This is a genomic window from Acinetobacter sp. LF10, assembly GCF_048585715.1.
GTDB lineage: Bacteria > Pseudomonadota > Gammaproteobacteria > Pseudomonadales > Moraxellaceae > Acinetobacter.
Genome location: NZ_CP184160.1, coordinates 2,027,681 through 2,048,225 on the forward strand (window position 1 = coordinate 2,027,681; position 20,545 = coordinate 2,048,225).

Genomic DNA, 20,545 nt, shown 5'->3' on the forward strand with positions numbered 1-20,545 from the left:
GACATGGATATGATTTTTGGTAAACTGGGTTGGGACTCTATCCCAACAGAGCCAATTGTACTTGTCACCATGGTCCTTATGGCACTTGGTGGAATTGCAGTTCTTGGCGGTATTACCTATTTCAAAAAATGGGGATACTTATGGAATGAATGGTTTACATCAGTAGACCATAAGAAAATCGGTATCATGTATATCATCGTATCTGTGGTCATGCTTTTGCGTGGTTTCGCCGATGCGATCATGATGCGTTTACAACTTTTCCTCGCGAAAGGCGGCGGTGAAGGTTACCTACATCCTGACCATTACGATCAGATCTTTACGGCACACGGCGTAATCATGATCTTCTTCGTAGCAATGGGTCTTGTTGTTGGTATGATGAACATCTCTGTACCTTTACAGATTGGTGCACGTGACGTTGCTTTCCCATTATTAAACTCTTTAAGCTTCTGGTTATTCGCTGGTGCTGCTGGTTTGATGATGGTTTCATTAGTATTGGGTGAATTTGCTGCGACTGGTTGGATGGCTTACCCTCCTCTATCTGGCATTCAATATTCTCCTGGTGTTGGTGTTGACTACTACATCTGGGCTCTTCAGGTTTCTGGTCTTGGTACACTTTTATCTGGTGTTAACTTCTTTGTTACCATCATTAAAATGCGTGCGCCTGGCATGAAATTGATGGATATGCCAATCTTTACGTGGACTTCACTTTGTACGGCTGTATTAATCATTGCATCATTCCCTGTATTAACAGGTACGCTTGCAATGTTGACGCTAGACCGTTACTTCGGCTTCCACTTCTTCACCAATGAGCTTGGCGGTAGTCCAATGCTTTATGTGAACTTGATTTGGACATGGGGTCACCCTGAAGTATATATCTTAGTATTACCAGCATTTGGTCTATACTCAGAAATCGTTGCAACCTTCTCTCGTAAAGCGTTGTTCGGTTACAAGTCTATGGTGTATGCAACGATTGCGATTACTGTACTTGCGTTCGTTGTATGGCTTCACCACTTCTTCACCATGGGTGCTGGTGCGAACGTTAACGCGTTCTTCGGTATCATGACCATGGTTATTGCGATTCCTACAGGTGTGAAAATCTTCTCTTGGTTATTCACAATGTATAAAGGTCGCATCACCTTTACTACTCCAATGTTATGGACGCTTGGCTTCCTAATCACATTTGGTATCGGTGGTTTAACTGGTGTATTAATGGCGGTTCCACCTGCGGACTTCCTCGTACACAACTCACTCTTCTTGATCGCTCACTTCCATAACGTAATTATCGGTGGTGTGGTGTTTGGTATGTTTGCCGGCATCATCTTCTATTGGCCGAAAATGTTTGGTTGGAAGCTCAACGAAGCATGGGGTAAAGCTGCGTTCTGGTTCTGGTTCTTCGGTTTCTATTTTGCATTCATGCCGCTTTATATCCTTGGTTTCATGGGTATGACTCGTCGTTTGAATACATATGACAACCCAGAATGGGACCCATACTTAGCAATCGCATTGTTTGGTGCTGTTCTTGTTGCAATCGGTATTGCATGTTTCTTAATGCAAATCATCGTTGGTTTCTTACAACGTAAAGACAACATGGATTACACAGGTGATCCATGGGATAGCCGTACCATTGAATGGGCAACGTCATCTCCTGCTCCATTCTATAACTTTGCACATGTACCAGATGCTAGCGGTATTGACCGTTTCTGGACTGACAAAGAAAATGGTGTAGCATACGCACGTGATACTAAATATGAAGACATCCACATGCCGACTGATCGTGCTGCTGGTTTTGTCATTGCAATGTTCATTACTGTATTGGGCTTTGCACTCATTTGGCATATTTGGTGGCTAGTCGTTGTTTCATTCGTTGCTGCAGTTGTTAGCTTGATCGTAAGCTCATTCACGAAGAATGTTGATTATTATGTTCCTGCTGCTGAAGTTGAGCGTATTGAAAACGAACGCTATGCTTTACTTGAAAAACACTTGAAGAAGGACTAAGGAAATGGCTGAAGTACTTCATCACGACAACCATGGTCATGACGGTCATCACGAACATGATGATACAGACTTAACGGTCTTTGGTTTCTGGACTTATTTGATGAGTGACTTGATTCTTTTCGGATCACTCTTCATTGCGTTCGCTGTATTAAGCAGTCATATTCCACCAGGTACTCCAAGTGCAAAAGACTTATTCAGTGAATCATTGGGTTATGTATTAGGTGAAACCTTTGCCCTTTTGATCTCTTCTGTAACGTTTGGCTTTGCAGTGCTTGCATCTTATAAAAAGAATGTGAATCAAGTGATTACTTGGTTATTTATCACATTCCTTTTCGGTGCAACCTTCATCGGTATGGAAATCAATGAGTTCCATCACCTTGTACATGAAGGTCATGGTCCAACGCATAGTGCATTCTTATCATCATTCTTTACTTTGGTTGGTACACACGGTATTCACGTAACCTCTGGTTTAGTGTGGATGTTGGTATTGATGTATCAAATCAAAAAGAATGGTTTGACATTAGCGAATACACGTCGTCTTGCTTGCTTAAGCTTGTTCTGGCACTTCCTTGACATCGTTTGGATCTGTGTATTCAGCGTCGTTTACTTACTGGGAGTTCTCTAATGAGTGGTCATGACCATAATGCTGCAGGTGCGTCGCACGGTAACTTTAAGCAATACACTGTTGGGTTTATCCTATCTGTTATCCTCACCATCATCCCATTCGGGATGGTGATGGCGGGCGGATTTAGCCGTGGCATCTTAGTTACTGTTATTGCAATCGCTGCTGTTGCTCAGGTAATTGTACAACTTGTGTATTTCTTACACATGAATACATCATCTGAACAACGTTGGAACCTTATTGCATTTATCTACACAATTTTATGTATCGCTGTACTTCTAGTCGGCTCTGTGTGGATTATGAATTACCTACACTACAACATGATGATCTAAACTGATTGTTATGTGGAAAAAGTACTTATTCCTGACTAAACCAGGAATTCTCTTCGGTAATTTTATTACCACCTTGGGCGGCTTCTTTTTAGCCGCTCAAGGCTCTATAGACATCCTCTTATTACTACTTACATTAATTGGAACAACTTTTGTTGTTGCTTCTGGTTGTGTAGTGAATAATGTAATTGATCAAGACATCGATCAAAAAATGCAACGCACCATGAACCGTGCTCTTGTTAAGAAAACGATCTCCCCTACGATTGCGATGTGCTATGCATTTGTATTAGGTGCGATTGGTTTTAGTATGCTTTGGTTCTATGTGAATGCCTATGCATTTTTATTCGCAGTCATTGGTTTTGTTGTCTATGTCGGTTTTTATAGTTTGTGGACGAAACGTACCACGATCCATCAAACCGTGATTGGTAGTATTTCTGGAGCGAGTCCACCTGTTATTGGTTATACGGCTGTAAGTCATCATTTCGATATGGCTGCTCTTCTCATTTTTATTGCATATGCCTTATGGCAAATGCCGCATTCATGGGCAATTGCGATTTATCGTTTTGAAGATTACAAAAACGCAGGTGTGCCTATTTTACCTGTTGCACGTTCTATTTATAGAACTAAAATCGAATCGCTGATCTATGTGGTTTTATTTACCGTTGCGATGAATGCTTTATATGTATATGGATACACCAATCTTATTTTCTTGGTCATCTGTAATGCACTTTGTATTTACTGGTTTTACATTGGTATTTTAGGATTTAAAGCTGAAGATGATCAGCTTTGGGCAAAACGCTTTTTCCTTTTTTCAGTAATCTTAATTACTGTGATTAGTTTGAGCTTTAGCTTTACATTTAAAAGCCCTGCACCCTTCCTCCCTATTTTTTAAAAAGATAGAGACATCTCTGTCTTTTTATTCCCCGCTTCACTTGTTATCATTTCGTGCAATAAAAACATTTCACCCTTTATTGCCTAAATGAAACTACAAAACAAATTTATATTCAAATCAATTGTCTATTCTTCGCTTTCACTGGCAATTTACTATAGCCCAATCACCTATGCTGGTGTAGAGCAATTTTGCGAGCCAAACCTTGCCATAAATGACAAAAATTTAAATGGTTGCAGCAATCTTCCTGTGTTATATCCAGCAAATGATAGTCAAACAAATATGACGTTACTACTCAGCGACTTAGGGCTTGCAACAATTAAGCCAATGACAGCTGATGCCAATTTATGGGATGCGGTATATGGAACGGTACCTTTTGATGCAGCGAATCTGTCATCTCTGACTCAGAATAAAATGCCAAATCAAAGAAAACTATTAGAAAGAAATGACACCGTTTTTGACGAACGTTGCACGAGCTTTGATTCAGGTAATCAAGCTTTTAATACACAAGTGCAAAATAATAAAGTAATTCCAAATCTAGAAAAGCAAATTTTGATTTCTGAACGCAAGAAAATGAATCAGTGTGGTGACAAAATTGAATTGATTGCGATTAATCCCAATTGGTCAATCACAACACGTCAATATGCTTCTTATTTAAATGCGAGTATTCTGTTTTATAATAGCAATTATTCAGCAGCGACTAAAATTTATACCGTCTTAACCACCATTGAAGATACGTGGTTAAAAGAAACATCACAATATATGTTAATTCGGACATCACTCAATTCAGCCTATGCAACTGGTGTAGACAAATATGGTGATGTTTATTTAGACAATATTAACCAAAATTTACTCAAACAATTTTTGGATAATATCACCACTTACCTCAAAACCTATCCAAATGGACAATATATCGCGAGTGCGCGTGGTTTTATGCGTCGTGGTTTTTGGCTTTCAAAACGCCAAGATTTATTGGTTAATGAAATTGTCTGGCAACTCAAAAACCCAACATCAAAATTTTATAATTTGGAAATGAGTGAACTTCCCGCCGAAATTGATCGCCGAGTGTTCGATAGCTCAGCTTTTAATGTTAACAATCTAAAAGACCCTTTCTTTTTGGCAGTATATGATTTGATGCATATGCGTGAATCGAGTTCAGAGAATTATCGTCCGATTTCTTGGGCACAACTGAATGCACAAAAAGATTTTTTCAAAACCCAACCTGAACTATTTCAATATTTACAAGCTGTTCACTTATTTTTTGTTCAAAATAAAGCTCAAGAAGCTCAAAATTACTTAGCTAAAGCAAATGCTAAAAATAGTAGTTATTTGCAGTTAAGCCAAACTTTTTTGAGAGGACAAATTTTAGAAAAAATTGGACAACCTCAAAATGCTGAAGAATATTGGCGTCAGCAACTTGCACAGGCCAAAGACAGCTATCAACGTGGTTTATTTGAAACAGCATTATCCAATCATTTGGCAATAAAACAGGACTATTCAGCATTTATAGGAAAAAAAGCTCAAATTACTCAGCCGAACCTACAGAGAAATTTTATTACCCAAATCGCAGATACAAACAGTTTGCAAAAATTAATTCAATCTGATCAAAGTAACATAGATCAAAAACAAGCTGCGATCTACACCCTTCTGAGTAAAAGCTTAGTACACCAACAATTCGAATTGTTTAAACAAAGCTATGCTTTTATGCCCAAAAATTCCATGCAATACAAAGGTTATAACAGTGATAATGAACAATTAAAAAACAAACCAGATTTTTCTAATTTCATTTGGAATGGAGCGAATATTACACCGCAACTAAAATGCTCAAATTTAGAGACTTTAGTTAATCAATTGGCTCAAACACCTAAAGATCAATTATTAAATGTTTGCTTAGGAGAATATTTCCGTAGTGAACAAGGATATTCGTTGCAGCAACTTTCTTATAATGAAAAACAAACATCAAATTTTTCAGGCAAAATTTTTGCTCGTGGTCAGATTTATCAAGATCTCATCAAATCATCAAGCAAAAGTGATTTACAAGCTTACGCCCTTTATCGCGCAATACAATGTTATGCGCCAAGTGGTATTAATGATTGTGGTGGTAATGAAGTAAACAAATCTGTCCGCAAACAATGGTTTGATCAAATCAAAACAGATTATCCAAATACCAATTGGGCAAAATCACTGAAATATTATTGGTAATTGACGATGTTGAAGTGGCTGAAAGTAATCATTTTCACTTTTTTTATTTTTAACTTATTTGCTTGCCAACCTGCACAATCCGCAACCTCAACAATTGATGCCAATCATTTCGATTCATTTTGGATTTGGGGAAACATTCAATCTGCGCCTTACTTAAGTAAGGCAAAAGAACTGTATATTTTGCAAGGAGAAATTCGATATTCAAAACAAAAGCATAGTTCTATATTGATCCCACAAGGTGTTTCTATCCTCAAATTACCACGTCAGAAAATTTGGTTAGTTTTTCGAACACATCATCTGGTTTGGAACGAACAAAACTATCAAACTGTTTTCAAACGTTTAGAACATTGGAGAAATCAAGGGAATCAAGTTCAGGGAATTCAAATTGATTTCGACAGTCAAACCCATGATTTAAAAGAATATGCCCTTTTTCTAGAAAGTTTCAGAAAAAGACTCCCTCCCTCCTATCAACTTAGCATTACAGGATTACTTGACTGGACAAATTTTAAGGATCAGAAAACTTTAACTATTTTGAAAAATAATATCAGTGAACTGGTGATCCAAACCTATCAAGGTACAACCACCATTCCCAATTACCCACAATATTTAAAACGTATCTCTGCAATGCAACTGCCTTACAAAATCGGTTTTGTACAAAATGGGTTACGTCAAAATAACTCAAACAATCTTAATGACCCTCATTTTAAAGGCTATGTCATCTTTTTACTTCGATCTAAAACATGAATTTACTTGCGATTTAAATGAAATGTGTCTAAAATCCCAGCTTCGCAATTTGCGACATAACTTTTTAGTTATGACTCCTTGCTTCTAACTTTTTAGTTAGGGGCTGCTTAAACCGTAAGGAGCTGACAATGCGTCACTACGAAATCGTACTACTGGTACACCCAGACCAAAGCGATCAAGTTGTAGGTATGGTTGAACGCTATATCTCTCAGATCAAAGAAGCTGAAGGTCAAATTCACCGTTTAGAAGATTGGGGCCGTCGCCAATTGGCTTACCCAATCAACAAGATTCACAAAGCACACTACATTCTTATGAATGTTGAATGTGGTCAAACGACTCTTGATGAATTAGAAGAATTGTTCCGTTATAACGATGCAATCATTCGTAACATCATTATCCGTCGTGAAAACGCAATTACTGAAGAATCTTTACTTGCTAAGAGTGCTGAAGAAAAACGTGCGCGTAAAGCTCAACGTGAAGAAGCACAACAAGCAATTCAAGAAGCTGAATAAGGAGAACCTCAATGGCACGTTTTTACCGTCGTCGCAAGTTCTGCCGCTTTACAGCTGAGAATGTTGCGTACATCGACTACAAAGATATCGACACTTTAAAACAGTACATCACTGAAAACGGCAAGATTGTTCCTAGCCGTATTACAGGTACTAAAGCTCGTTATCAACGTCAATTAGCGTTAGCTATTAAACAAGCTCGCTATTTGTCTTTGATTCCGTACACTGACAACCATAAGTAAGTGAGGTGAGCTGTGGACGTTATCTTATTACAACGCATTAAGAATCTTGGTAAATTAGGCGACAAAGTATCAGTTAAAGCTGGTTACGGTCGTAACTTCTTGATTCCTCAAGGTAAAGCAGTTGCTGCTACTGAAGCAAATACTTCTGCTTTTGAAGCACGTCGTGCTGAACTTGAAAGACAAGAAGCCGAAGTATTAGCTGCTGCGAATGCACGTGCTGAACAATTGAACGAAGTTAACATTGTAATCACTGCGAAAGCTGGTGACGAAGGTAAACTTTTCGGTTCTATCGGTACTCGTGACATCGCTGATGCTTTAACTAATGCTGGTCTTGTTGTTGACCGTGCAGAAGTTCGTTTACCAAACGGTGCGCTTCGTCACACTGGTGAATTCAACATCGCAATCCAATTGCATCATGATGTTGTTGCTGAAGTTCTCGTTACTATCGTATCTGAGTAATTTCTGCAAAGAAAAGAGCATGTTTTTACATGCTCTTTTTTTATGTCTAAAATTTTATATTTTAGTACACTCTACTTTTCCACCAATTAAACAATTTTCTTCCAATTAAATTCTCCTGTCTGCATCCATTTGGATTAAGATAGTCAGTCGTTACAGTTTCATCTTTTTATTAGGTCTTGTTATGTCACAGGCGAATGCCAATTTTACGAAAAATTCTCCAAACACAGAGAGTAAAGTGAGTGACTCAGGTCAATTAAAAGAATTTCGTACACCACCGCACAATCTCGCAATTGAACAAGCTGTGCTCGCGGCATTAATGACAGTTGCCGAATCATTTGAACAAGTCAGCGATTTGCTTAAAGAAAATGATTTTTATGCGACACGTCATAAATATATTTATCGTGCCATCGAAAAACTAGCACAAGAAAACTCGCCTTATGATGCTGTATTGGTCAATGATTGGTTACTCAAACAAAACCTGCTTGATGCAATTGGTGGTGAAGAATATTTAATGCAATTGATGGCTGATTCACCTTCAAGCTTTTACAATCTTGAAATCTACGCCAATAAAATTAAAGAATTTTCAACACTACGCGCAATGATTAAAGTCAGTAGTGATATTTTGCAAAATGCTTATGACACCAAAGGTCGCCCTGTCAGTGAAATCCTAGATTTAGCGGAAACCAGTATTTTTTCTTTGGCCGAACAGCATAACAACAACAAGAAAGATTCAGGGCCAAAATCGATTAGCTCTGTCACTGCTGATGTGATTTCTAAACTCGATGAACTTTCCAAATTAGATGGCAATATTACAGGTTTAACCACAGGTTTCTTAGAGTTAGATAATAAAACCTCAGGTATGCAAGCTGGGGATTTGATTATTGTTGCAGCCCGTCCTTCGATGGGTAAAACTACCTTTGCCATGAACTTAGTTGAAAGTGTACTGCAATACAACCGCTTACCTGCTCTCGTATTCTCAATGGAGATGCCAGCAGATTCGATTGCTATGCGTTTGATCTCAGCAATGGGTAAAGTCCATCAGGGGCATCTACGTTCAGGTAATCTTGATGCAGACGAATGGACCAAAGTCACAGGAACTATTCTTCAATTACAAGAAATGCACCTCTATATCGATGATTCCTCTGCTCTGCCGCCAACCGAACTTCGTGCGCGTGCGCGACGTATTGCCAAAATGCATGATGGAAAAATCGGCTGTATCATGGTCGACTACTTACAGTTGATGAAAGTGCCGGGCATGGGCGATAACCGTGTGGGTGAGATTTCCGAAATTTCTCGAAGCTTAAAAGCATTGGCCAAAGAAATGCAATGCCCTGTCATTGCACTGTCTCAGTTGAACCGTAGTTTGGAGAACAGACCAAATAAACGGCCTGTAATGTCAGATTTACGTGAATCAGGCGCAATCGAGCAAGATGCCGACTTGATCATGTTTATCTATCGTGATGAAGTCTATAACAAAGAGTCTAAAGAAGCTGGTACAGCCGAAATTATTATCGGTAAACAACGTAATGGTCCAATTGGTTCAGTGCGTCTTGCCTTTGAAGGTCAATACACTCGCTTTAGTAACCTTTCACCTGAGTTCTATGCTCAATACGATGACGAGGAATAGTCCCTCAGTTATTGATCTGCCTTAAATACTTTCCATGTCGACCCAAAGGAGAAATCAGGGTGCGCCAAGCAACAGTTTATATTGATAGTGATGCACTACAATATAATTTAAATCGTGTTAAACAACTTGCTCCACATTCAAAAATTGTCAGCATGGTCAAAGCCAATGCCTATGGACATGGAGTTAAAGACTGTTTAGCCGCCTTGGATGCAACAGATGCCTTTGGTGTTGCCTGTTTAGAAGAAGCTTTAGAGATCAGGCAACTCGGATATACTCAGCCAATCACCTTGATTGAGGGTGTATTTTCAGAAGATGAAATGCAACAAGTAATTGAGCACAAACTCGAATGCCTGATTCATAAAAGTCAGCAAGTTGAATGGTTGATTCAGCATAAGCAAGCTTATAATGCTTTGGGCTTAAAAGTTTGGGTCAAGCTAAATAGCGGAATGAACCGTTTAGGCTTTAAAGTGACTGAAATTATCGATGTCATCCAACGTTTAAAATCGGAAGGCTTTAGCTGTGTCCTCACCATGCATTTTGCCAATGCAGATGCAGATCACCCTTTAAATGAACAACAAAAGCAGCAATTTCTCCATGTCAAAGAAGCATGTGTCCCTATCTTAGCATCGTGTTGTAACTCTGCTGCGATCTATAAATATCCTGAATTGCATTTCGATTTCGTTCGCCCAGGTATCATGCTTTATGGCGCAAGTCCATTTGCTGACAAAAATATATATGAACTTGATTTAAAGCCTGTAATGACCTTTAGTGCAGAAATCATTGCGCTCAATCAAATTCAACAAGGTGAATTTGTAGGATATGGTTCTAGCTTTACGGCTTCATGCCCATCAAATATTGCCATTGTTTCCATTGGATATGGTGATGGTTACCCACGTGCTTATTTAAAACCAAATTTCGTTGCGATTGATCAACAACTTGTTCCTGTTATTGGTCGTGTCAGCATGGACATGATTGCGATTGACGTTACTCAGGTTAAAGCTGAATTAGGTACTACAGTAGAACTATGGGGCAAACATCGACTCGTCGATGATGTCGCTGCGGCAAACGGCACCATTGGTTACGAATTATTATGTCGGTTAAGTAATAGACCCATTCGAAAAGTGATTTAAAACAGATAAAAAATCCAAGCCTTTGCTTGGATTTTTCTTAGATGATTACAAACCATAATCAGTCGTAGGTTTTGGCAACTCTTGAAGTCCACGGCGTAAGGTTTCAGACCATTGCTTACTAATTTGAGTAAAATAAGGATCATCTTCTCGGATGCGTTTTCCTTCAGGGATTTTAAAACTATCTTTATGATAAACCAACGCGTCTAAAGGTAATCCAACAGAAACATTAGACCTTAATGTTGAGTCAAAAGAGATCAAACTGCAACGTAACGCATCATCCAATGGCATCGTATAGTGCAGTGCACGATCTAAAATTGGCTTTCCATATTTACTTTCACCAATCTGAAAATATGGTGTATCAGTAGTGGCACAAATAAAATTGCCTTGAGGATAGACATTATAAAGTTGCATCTCCTCACCTTGTATCTGTCCACCGACCAAAATACTACAGGAATAATTCATCTGTTCCTGAGTATCAGTCGTAACATCCTCCAGCACCTTACGCAAAGTCTTTCCAATTAATTCAGCAACTTCAAACATGGTATTTGCGCTATATAAATTTGGCTCTTGATGCAATGCTAAAGCATTTTGTAAATGACCAATGACAGCTTGAGTTGTTGCTAAATTACCTGCTGTTTGCAATGCAATAAAACGCTCACCTTCAACACCAAAAGTATGTAATTTACGAAATACAGAAATATGATCGACCCCTGCATTAGTTCGAGTATCACTAATCAATACCAAACCTTGCTCTAATCTTAATGCACAACAATAGGTCATCTCTTCTTCTCTTACCTTCAACAAGCCAAAACTTGAACCGTAGATATCATACTTTCCACCCCACCTTGCTCACGGATACCTCGAATTGGTGCAACATCTAGATAATCACGACCAACTGCGACATAAATATGATTTTGGGGGGTAAATATCTGGTTACTTACATCGAAACAATACCACTCATTTTCTACAAAAACCTCAGCCCATGCATGACTGGCTAGGTGCGGTTGATTTTCATCATAGATATAGCCAGATACATAACGAGCTGGTAAATGTAATCCACGACACATCGCAATTAAAATATGTGCATGATCTTGACATACACCCTGTCTTGCATGAAATGCATCAATTGCAGAAGTCGTCACTGAGGTGGTCTCAGGCTGGTACTGAACTTGTTGTAAAATTTTCTCAGATAAAAGTATTAAATGCTTACGATCTTTTACTTTGACCACTGCCTGAGCAAAATCAAGCATACTTAGATCGCAACACGTCATCATGGTACGCTGCAAAAAAAGCATTGGAGAAACATCCGTTTCTACATAGCCGAGTTCTGTTGCATATAAATCAACGACACCTTGCGCCATAATGGTCAAATAACGATATTCATGTCGCTGAGTTGCAGTAATCCATAAATTATTAAATGCGTCTCTTTGACATGAATATTGTCCAGGCACACTAATATGCCAGTTTTCTATGCTTTGGTGCATAGAACTCTGCGGCATCATTTTAATCGATTGCACACTATTTCGAGCAACTTGCGTATAACGATAGTGCGTTTGATGATTCACCATGAGTTTCATGAGAATGCCTCAAATTGACTTTCTAGCTTATAGGTGAAAGCATAAAACTGATTTAAATAAGGTTGCTCTTTTAGAATCTGCCAATTTGGCTGCAAGTCATCCCAACCTAGTTCAAATAACTGTTCAATAATCGGATCAATCGAAGCTATAACATCTTGAATATTATGTTGAAAACGGAAATGCGTATCAATTTTTTCAATACATTGTCCAACATGAAAGAATAAGAAAACATCGTTTTGTTCTGTTTTTAAGAGAGCACAACACTTCCCTACGACGGCTTGAATCTCCTCACCATCAGACACTGCATTTTTAATTATATGATTCAGCTCAGCATAAGTATGAGCTGTCAGTAAACCACGTAATTCTTGAATATTATCTCGAGCAATCTCAAGCTGGCTCAATAAAGAATAGGGTTGTTGATGATCTAGCATAAAATTATTCAGATTATCCGCATCATCAATATGTAAACAAAGCGCTTGAGCAAAATCTGCTGCTTGTTCGTCATCACAAAATGGCAAATGGCTAGCAACATGACCAATTCTAAATAAATAACGACCTAACCAATAAATATGATGAGCGCTTGAATTAAGTAAAACCATAAATGTCCTCCCTTATATATGATCAAATTTCCCAAAGTACGGCATTAGGCCAGATACTTTGGACTAAAACTCTTAAGGAAAACGTTCAAGAATGTAATGTTTCTACAACCCATGTATCTTTGATACCACCGCCTTGAGAAGAATTAACCACTAAAGAACCCGCTTGCATCGCCACACGAGTCAGACCACCCGGCACAATCTCAGTACGGTAAGGAGAACTCAAAACGAATGGACGTAAATCAATATGTCGCTCAGCAACCCCTTCAGACGTTAATGTTGGTGCAACCGAAAGCGCTAAAGTGGGTTGCGCAATATATAAGTGTGGTGTTTCAATAATTTTTTGTCTAAATAGTTCAATTTGTTGCTGATCTGCTTGCGGCCCAATCAACATGCCATAACCACCCGAACCTTGAGCCTCTTTCACGACCAATTTTTCTAAATTATGAAGGACATAATCCAATTGTTCTTGGTCACGACATTGATATGTCGGAACATTATTTAAAATTGCTGTTTCACCCAAATAAAACTTAATCATTTTATCAACATAAGGATAAATTGATTTATCGTCAGCAACACCTGTACCCGGTGCATTTGCAATCACAACATTTTTTTGCAAATAAGCCGACATCAAGCCTGCGACGCCTAATGTACTATCAGGTCTAAAAGTTAACGGATCAAGAAAGTCATCATCGACACGGCGATAGATCACATCAACTTGCTGACGACCACGAATTGTTTTAACAAACACTCGATCATTTTCAACAAATAAATCTCGACTTGTGACTAATGGCACATCCATTTCTCGTGCTAAAAATGAATGCTCATAATAAGCACTGTTAAAACGACCCGGTGTTAATACCACAATAAGTGGATTATCCACATAAGCGTTCTCTTCTAAAATTGCTCTTAATAAAGTTGGATATTGTTCTATACCTTGCAAATTGTTACTGATACATAAGTCAGGCATTAGTTTTTGACTAATCTTACGACTCTCAATCATATAAGATACGCCAGACGGTGTTCTTAAGTTATCTTCAAGTACGAAGAAATCACCCTGACCATCACGAATAATATCAATACCGCTAATTTGTGAATAAACCTTCCCTTTAAGATGATGATTTAACATATGTGGCTGAAATGCTTCATGCGCAATCACTTGATCAGCAGGAATAAGCCCCTCTTTTAAAATATGTTGTCCATGATAAATATCATCTAAAAATGAATTGAGTGCTTTCACACGTTGTGCGCAACCTGATGAAATTTTTTCCCATTGTTTCTTTTCAATCACTCTTGGAATCAAATCATAAGGAATGGTTCGCTCAGCACCCTCTTGATCGCCGTAAACATTGAATGTGATTCCCTGATAAAGGAAATGTTGCTTCGCTTGACTACCAAGTGTTCGTAACTCATCGAGACTACGAATACTCAACCATTGTTCAATTTTTTTCGAAGCTTCCGCATTAAAACTTTTGTCATCAAGCATCTCATTAAAAAACTCAGATTTAAGCTGCTCAAACAAGTTTGTACTGACACTAAGTTGTGGGATAAATGTAGACGAATGGACTGATACCGCTGCCGTTTGCTCTTGAGTATAATAATCCGCACTGACATGTAGGCTGTGTTCTTGTTCTGACATAGAAACCTCGTCTCATCATTTATTTATATCTTAAATAAGCAATTTCAATGCCATTTAAATAAAGCGATTATTTTTTCATCAGACCTAAGATCATTCAATAAATCGACAGTTGTTTCAGTCGTAAATACGTAATCTCAAGATCATGGGCTTGCTAAATAGTGCTAGTTTTTTTATTGTGTCTGCTTTAGACCATTAAATTACGTATTACGCTTATGTCATCCGTACAAGAAAAAGAAACTTCCAATAGCCTTTATCGCCAATGGCAGATATTGTCTCGTCTTTCTACAGGGAAATGGATGGGGACACGTGAATTACAAGAAACATTACAACGTGAAGGAATCGAAATTAGTCTGCGAACCATTCAGCGGGATTTAAATCAGATTGCTCAACGCTTTCCCATTGAAAGCAATAAGACTGTACCGCAAGGTTGGCGTTGGCGTTCAGATGCACCAATCCAAAGCTTGCCACATATGACCAGCTCTCAAGCTGTAACTTTTATGATGGTAGAAGAGCATTTAAGACACTTACTTCCGCCAAGTTTACTTGAGGAAATGACACCTTGGTTTGATCTGGCAAAACGTAGTTTGTCTACACAAAACAATGTCAGACAATGGATCAATCGCGTTCGTATTGTTCCTGCTTCGCAACCATTAATCCCTCCGATGGTTGATAAACAAGCTCAACAAGCAATTTATGAAGGCTTGCTACAAGATAAACAAATTGAATGTGTATATAAAGCACGAACCAATTCAGGCGAAGATAAGTCCTATATTTTAAATCCTTTAGCTTTGGTTCAAAAAGGTGCAGTAATTTATTTAATCTGTACCAGAAATGATAAAACTGAAGTACAAACTTTTGCCTTGCACCGCTTTAAAGCAGCAACTGTACTTGATAGCCGTGCTTTACATCCCGTAAATTTTGATATTGATAACTATATTGAATCTGGTGCGCTTGGTTTCCGTGTAGATTACAACAAACCAACTGAACAGATTCAACTCAAATTGACGATGACAGAAAATACAGCAAAAAGTTTTTATGAAAGTCAGTTAAGTAAAGACCAAAAGATTACGCCGTTAGAAGAAAATATTGTTGAGGTTAGTGCAACAGTTCCTTTTACTTCTCAACTGGTTTGGTGGCTCAGAAGCTTTGGCAAAAAACTACTAAATATTGAACCTACTGCTGCTTATAATGCAGTGAAAGAGGTTGAGGAAAATACTGAATAAAAAAGAGAACCTTTCAGTTCTCTTAAATCTTTTATCAGTCTTATGTTTAAGCTTAAGGTTTGTTCTTATTATATTAAACATGTTCAAACCAATTTCGCTCCCCGCCCGATCAAAATTGGTTTGTACCTCATTCATCACCTTGGATTGAATTAACATTGGCATGCTAATTCATATCCATTGTAACGGATTCTCTTTTTCGTCATCATTAAAGCCCTCTTTGTTTGAATGTATCGTTAATATAACGAGGATTTTTTAAGCTGTGAAATAATAAAGATTGAAATCAAAAGCTGATTTTTTGCTAGGCCGTTTGAATAACTAAATCTATAAAATAAAAAAGCTCCCATACGGGAGCTTTTCAATCCTCACATCAGCTTATGCTGAAAATGGATGACGTAACACGATTGTTTCTGCACGGTCTGGACCTGTTGAAACGATGTCAATTGGGCATTCAATTAACTGCTCAAGACGTTTCACATAAGCCAATGCATTTGCAGGAAGTTGATCAATTTGAGTCAAACCAACAGTTGATTCACTCCAACCTGGCATTGTTTCATAGATTGGTTTTAAGCTTTCAAATGAAATTGCATCAGAAGAACCTGCACAGCCTGAATCAACATCTTCATAACCTACACAGATTTTGATTTCTTCTAAACCATCTAATACATCAAGCTTAGTCAAGCAAATGCCAGATAATGAGTTTACTTCAACTGAACGACGTAGGATTTCAGCATCGAACCAGCCACAACGACGTTGACGACCAGTAGATGCACCAAATTCGTGACCCACAGTACCTAAATGACGACCAATCGCATCACCCGTATCTGTAGCAGCATCGTAGTGCAACTCAGTTGGGAATGGACCAGCACCAACACGTGTTGTATATGCTTTAGTAATACCTAATACATAATCTAAATGTAATGGGCCCATACCAGAACCAGAACTTACGCCACCAGCGGTTGTATTAGAACTTGTTACAAACGGATAAGTACCATGATCGATGTCAAGTAACGAACCTTGAGCACCTTCAAACATAATTGACTTACCTTCTTTACGGTAATCATGTAACACTTTGGTCACGTCAATCACTAATGGTGCAAGCACTTCACGCCATTGATTACAAAGCTCAAGTACATCTTCAAACTTCACTTCATCAACACCGTAGAATTGAGAAAGTTGGAAGTTATGCAGCTCTAGCATTTCCTTAAGTTTTTCTTCAAGTAATGCGCCACCACGAATTAAATCAGCTACACGTACAGCACGACGTGCAACTTTATCTTCATAAGCTGGACCAATGCCACGACCTGTTGTACCAATTTTGGCATTACCACGTTTTTTCTCACGTGCTTGGTCTAGTGCAATATGGTTTGGCAAAATTAAAGGACAGTTTGGTGAAATACGTAAACGCTCTTTAACAGGTACGCCTTCCGCTTCCAGAATTGCCATTTCTTTGATTAATGCTTCAGGAGAAAGAACAACACCATTCCCGATTAAGCACAATACGTTTTCACGTAAAATACCTGATGGAATGAGGTGTAATACAGTCTTCTTACCACCGACGACAAGTGTGTGACCTGCATTGTGTCCACCTTGATAGCGTACGACCGCAGCCGCCTGATCTGTGAGCAGGTCGACGATCTTACCTTTACCCTCGTCGCCCCATTGGGTACCCAGTACCACAACATTTTTGCCCATAATAGCCTCATTACATCATGCTGTTAAAATTGGAAGCTAAGCTTTTTAAACTTAGCAATTAAATTTTTTCAATTACCCATTGCCCATTTTGCAACACCATTTGATGCGTCGCATAAGGTACAGAGCTTAAATCATCATTACCTAACAATTGCACTACACTTAAACCTTGAGTACGTGCATCAGCAATTGCATTCAATAGATCTTGTTGATTGCCTTTAGGAGCGACAACTGTTTCAATTTCAGCAAATTGTGTAGCGCCTAAAGCATATAAATCACAACTAAAACCTGTTGCTGGACGAGCACGACCAAAGTGCTCACCAATACCATCATAACGCCCACCCTGAGCAAGTGGCGCAGCGCGATTAGGCGCATAAATGGCATACATCAAACCCGTATGATAGTGGTAACTACGCAGTTCAATGACATCTATACCAATATCAAGACTAGACCAGCGAGATCTTATTTCTGCAAAAGTTGTTCTCAATGCATCAAACGCATTTTTAAAATCAACATCATTTAAAACATCTGGACTTAAATGTGCTTGCAAAGCTTCTAGATCGCTCGCATAACGACCTAGAGCATAAAAATCAGTACCCATTGGCAAGTCTTGAGTAAATTCTTCTAATTCTGGTAAAGCCTTACGCTGATATAAATCAGACAGCTGATTTTCAGTATTTTTATTTAAACCAGCGCGCTTAACCAGACTACGGAATAAACCAACATGACCTAAGTCTAGGTGAACACCTTGTAAACTATCTGTTTTTTCCAACAAACCAAGCATAACATCAATCATTTCGACATCAGCTTCGATGCTGTCATGACCATATAGCTCCGCACCCAACTGGAGTGGAGCGCGTGTTGCATTAAAGTTTTGCGGTTTTGTATGAAGGACTGTACCTGCATAGCAATAACGAGCTACACCTTCAATTGGTCGAACATGCGCATCAATACGTGCAACTTGCGGTGTCATATCCGCTCGGACACCAAGCAAACGACCTGAAAGTTGATCAATAACTTTAAATGTAACCAAATCTAAGTCTTGATTTGATTCTGAAAGTGAAGATAACGATTCGATGTATTCAATAAATGGTGTATATACCAATTGATAACCGCGAACTGCAAGAAAATCTAATGCTTGTCTACGCAAAGCTTCAACAACTTGCGCTTGTTCGGGCAATACATCTGCTACCCCATCAGGGAGCAACCATGTCTCTGAAATGGTCATGTTCAAACCTAAAATCTGTTCAATGTGGAGGCATCCACACAAAAAGCAACCACATAAAAAAATCGGGTGAATGCCCGATTCAGCGTAGTGTAGCACGAAGATTTATATGATGCACCTGAGAATTTGAAGAAATGTGATTGATTCAATTCTCTTTATCTTGAATCTTTAAACTACAATTAACGAGTTAATTCAATAGATTGAAATTAGTCAATCAATATATCAAACCTAAGGTTTTTATATAAGATTCGGCCAATATTTGAACGACCAATTCCAATATACCTCAGTATAAATAAAGCAAAGAAGAACACTTGCTCATAAATCTGAACATAATTTTTTGGAAAAATCACATATTGTCTATAGAATGACAATCAATTGTTTTAGTCCACTAAATCTTTTGTATTTTGGTTTTTTATACTCAAAATTTCATAAGAGTATTGCTAAATTAGAGACCTTTATTATTACCGCCCTTCACCACGATTTCCAACACATTCACTAACTCAGCATTTTGTTTCTCCAATGCTGCGATATTTGCCACAGTTCTATCTAAAACTTCTTGTTGTACATGCATCTTCTTTGCTAAATCTTGCATAATTTCCAAACTCTTTTTTAGATGCAACTCTAGATGTACAACTTTTCCCTCAAGTTGTAAAACGTGTGTATCTTGGTTTGGTACTACTGTTGACGTCTTAAACTGAAACCAGAATAAAAAAACAACAGCCACCAATAAAACAATCAGGAAGCCCCAAATCAACATCAATGTCATAATTTTATCCTCAAATTTTATTTCTAATATATGATCTATTTAACGACAAAAAGATTCACACAAATCAAGTAAACGATTCGCATATCCCCATTCATTATCATACCACGCAAACACTTTGGCTTGATGACCCACCACCATGGTTTGAGTTAAATCGACGATTAAAGAATAGGGCGAATGATTAAAATCACTTGAAACCAAATCTTCATCTGTCACTTGCATAATCTGCGCATAATCAAGTTGTGCCGCTTTACTCAATACTTGATTAATTTTATGCACCGTAATGGCTGAATGCGAGACAAAACTTAAATCAATTGCTGCAACATTAATGGTTGGAACACGAATCGAATAACCATCAATTCGGCCTTCCATTTTTGGCATCACTTGTTTTAATGCCCCTAATGCGCTCGAAGTTGTTGGAATAATATTTTGTCCTGAAGCGCGCGCACGACGTAAATCTCGGTGTGCGTGATCTAATACCGATTGATCTGCTGTAACCGCATGGATTTCTGTCATTAATGCCGTATCAATACCAAAAGCATCATCAATAATTTTAACTAATGGTACTAATGCCTGTGTGGTACATGAAACACTGGAAATAATTTGATCAGTTGCTTTCACATCATTGTGATTGACACCATAGACAATTGCAGCATCGACCGAATCAAAAGGCGCAGCCCCAATAATGACCCGCTTTGCCCCTGCTTCGACATGGCGAGTTGCATCAGCACGTGAACGGAATAGACCTGTACATTCCAATACCACATCTATTTTTAAATCTGCCCAAGAGAGCAATTCAGGTTGTGCTTGCTTAAAGACTTGTAATTTTAACTGTCGTTGATTGGACTGAATATTTAAAAATATCTGCTCATTTTCAATCTGAATTTCAACTTGACCTGCAAAACGTCCATGGGTGGTATCGTATTTAAACAAATGTACCAAAGTTTGTACGTCTGCAATGTCGTTGATTGCGACGATATCAAACTGAAATTGCTTTGGACTCTCAAACCACGCACGTAATACATTTCGACCAATTCGACCAAATCCATTAATAGCGATACGTTGCATGCAGAGCCCTTATTCAT

General features: G+C 38.4%; 20 protein-coding genes. 12 read left to right on the forward strand and 8 right to left on the reverse strand.

The window, feature by feature from the left end; all coding sequences use genetic code 11:
• Window positions 1–3: 3 nt before the first annotated feature.
• The 11 genes from cyoB to alr all read left to right on the forward strand — a co-directional run bounded on the left by cyoB (window position 4) and on the right by alr (window position 10,748).
• Window positions 4–1,995, forward strand: coding sequence for a cytochrome o ubiquinol oxidase subunit I (cyoB, locus tag ACN19N_RS09870; RefSeq protein ID WP_269230035.1), 1,992 nt, complete (start codon window positions 4–6; stop codon window positions 1,993–1,995).
• Window positions 1,996–1,999: 4 nt separating this feature from the next.
• Entirely contained in the window at window positions 2,000–2,620 is a 621-nt protein-coding gene (cyoC, locus tag ACN19N_RS09875) for a cytochrome o ubiquinol oxidase subunit III (RefSeq protein WP_018678116.1), read from the forward strand.
• A complete protein-coding gene (locus ACN19N_RS09880) occupies window positions 2,620–2,949 on the forward strand; it encodes a cytochrome o ubiquinol oxidase subunit IV (RefSeq protein ID WP_004661369.1) in 330 nt (109 codons plus the stop codon). Before cyoC ends, ACN19N_RS09880 begins: the two co-directional genes overlap by 1 nt.
• A 10-nt stretch (window positions 2,950–2,959) precedes the next feature.
• Entirely contained in the window at window positions 2,960–3,838 is an 879-nt protein-coding gene (cyoE, locus tag ACN19N_RS09885; protein ID WP_420001240.1) for a heme o synthase, read from the forward strand.
• An 87-nt stretch (window positions 3,839–3,925) separates the two neighbouring features.
• Window positions 3,926–6,037 carry a hypothetical protein gene (locus ACN19N_RS09890; RefSeq protein ID WP_420001241.1) on the forward strand — a complete coding sequence of 704 codons (2,112 nt, stop codon included), beginning with the start codon at window positions 3,926–3,928 and terminating at the stop codon, window positions 6,035–6,037.
• A gap of 6 nt (window positions 6,038–6,043) precedes the next feature.
• Window positions 6,044–6,781 (forward strand): DUF3142 domain-containing protein, encoded by a 738-nt coding sequence (locus ACN19N_RS09895; protein ID WP_420001242.1) that lies wholly within the window; start codon window positions 6,044–6,046, stop codon window positions 6,779–6,781.
• Between the two features lie 128 nt (window positions 6,782–6,909).
• Window positions 6,910–7,293: a 30S ribosomal protein S6 gene (gene rpsF, locus ACN19N_RS09900; RefSeq protein ID WP_167248327.1), complete on the forward strand. Its 384-nt coding sequence runs from the start codon at window positions 6,910–6,912 to the stop codon at window positions 7,291–7,293.
• An 11-nt stretch (window positions 7,294–7,304) separates the two neighbouring features.
• Window positions 7,305–7,532: a 30S ribosomal protein S18 gene (gene rpsR, locus ACN19N_RS09905; protein WP_000090661.1), complete on the forward strand. Its 228-nt coding sequence runs from the start codon at window positions 7,305–7,307 to the stop codon at window positions 7,530–7,532.
• 12 nt (window positions 7,533–7,544) lie between these two features.
• Entirely contained in the window at window positions 7,545–7,991 is a 447-nt protein-coding gene (rplI, locus tag ACN19N_RS09910; RefSeq protein WP_004661365.1) for a 50S ribosomal protein L9, read from the forward strand.
• 181 nt (window positions 7,992–8,172) lie between these two features.
• Entirely contained in the window at window positions 8,173–9,618 is a 1,446-nt protein-coding gene (dnaB, locus tag ACN19N_RS09915; protein ID WP_004661364.1) for a replicative DNA helicase, read from the forward strand.
• Window positions 9,619–9,677: 59 nt separating this feature from the next.
• A complete protein-coding gene (gene alr / locus ACN19N_RS09920; protein ID WP_420001243.1) occupies window positions 9,678–10,748 on the forward strand; it encodes an alanine racemase in 1,071 nt (356 codons plus the stop codon).
• Between the two features lie 45 nt (window positions 10,749–10,793).
• Here alr and ACN19N_RS09925 read toward each other — a convergent pair whose 3' ends face one another.
• The 4 genes from ACN19N_RS09925 to ACN19N_RS09940 form a co-directional block, all read right to left on the reverse strand.
• Window positions 10,794–11,528, reverse strand: a complete 735-nt coding sequence (locus ACN19N_RS09925) for a proteasome-type protease (RefSeq protein ID WP_004661362.1) — start codon at window positions 11,526–11,528, stop codon at window positions 10,794–10,796.
• Between the two features lie 17 nt (window positions 11,529–11,545).
• Window positions 11,546–12,325: a transglutaminase family protein gene (locus ACN19N_RS09930; RefSeq protein WP_293734885.1), complete on the reverse strand. Its 780-nt coding sequence runs from the start codon at window positions 12,323–12,325 to the stop codon at window positions 11,546–11,548.
• Window positions 12,322–12,924 (reverse strand): alpha-E domain-containing protein, encoded by a 603-nt coding sequence (locus ACN19N_RS09935; RefSeq protein WP_293734886.1) that lies wholly within the window; start codon window positions 12,922–12,924, stop codon window positions 12,322–12,324. The genes ACN19N_RS09930 and ACN19N_RS09935 overlap by 4 nt, the downstream gene beginning before the upstream one ends.
• An 85-nt stretch (window positions 12,925–13,009) precedes the next feature.
• Complete coding sequence (locus tag ACN19N_RS09940) at window positions 13,010–14,560, reverse strand: circularly permuted type 2 ATP-grasp protein (protein ID WP_420001244.1); 1,551 nt, start codon at window positions 14,558–14,560, stop codon at window positions 13,010–13,012.
• A gap of 212 nt (window positions 14,561–14,772) precedes the next feature.
• Here ACN19N_RS09940 and ACN19N_RS09945 point away from each other — a divergent pair, with 212 nt between their 5' ends.
• Window positions 14,773–15,783, forward strand: a complete 1,011-nt coding sequence (locus ACN19N_RS09945) for a helix-turn-helix transcriptional regulator (RefSeq protein WP_269230027.1) — start codon at window positions 14,773–14,775, stop codon at window positions 15,781–15,783.
• 372 nt (window positions 15,784–16,155) lie between these two features.
• Here the strand turns inward: ACN19N_RS09945 and ACN19N_RS09950 are convergent, their stop codons facing one another.
• The 4 genes from ACN19N_RS09950 to ACN19N_RS09965 form a co-directional block, all read right to left on the reverse strand.
• Window positions 16,156–17,475, reverse strand: coding sequence for an adenylosuccinate synthase (locus ACN19N_RS09950; protein ID WP_004661353.1), 1,320 nt, complete (start codon window positions 17,473–17,475; stop codon window positions 16,156–16,158).
• Window positions 17,476–17,533: 58 nt separating this feature from the next.
• Window positions 17,534–18,700: an ATP phosphoribosyltransferase regulatory subunit gene (locus ACN19N_RS09955; protein ID WP_420001245.1), complete on the reverse strand. Its 1,167-nt coding sequence runs from the start codon at window positions 18,698–18,700 to the stop codon at window positions 17,534–17,536.
• A gap of 442 nt (window positions 18,701–19,142) precedes the next feature.
• Entirely contained in the window at window positions 19,143–19,463 is a 321-nt protein-coding gene (locus tag ACN19N_RS09960; protein WP_293734888.1) for a hypothetical protein, read from the reverse strand.
• Window positions 19,464–19,502: 39 nt separating this feature from the next.
• Window positions 19,503–20,528 (reverse strand): type I glyceraldehyde-3-phosphate dehydrogenase, encoded by a 1,026-nt coding sequence (locus tag ACN19N_RS09965; protein ID WP_269230024.1) that lies wholly within the window; start codon window positions 20,526–20,528, stop codon window positions 19,503–19,505.
• Window positions 20,529–20,545 lie beyond the last annotated feature (17 nt).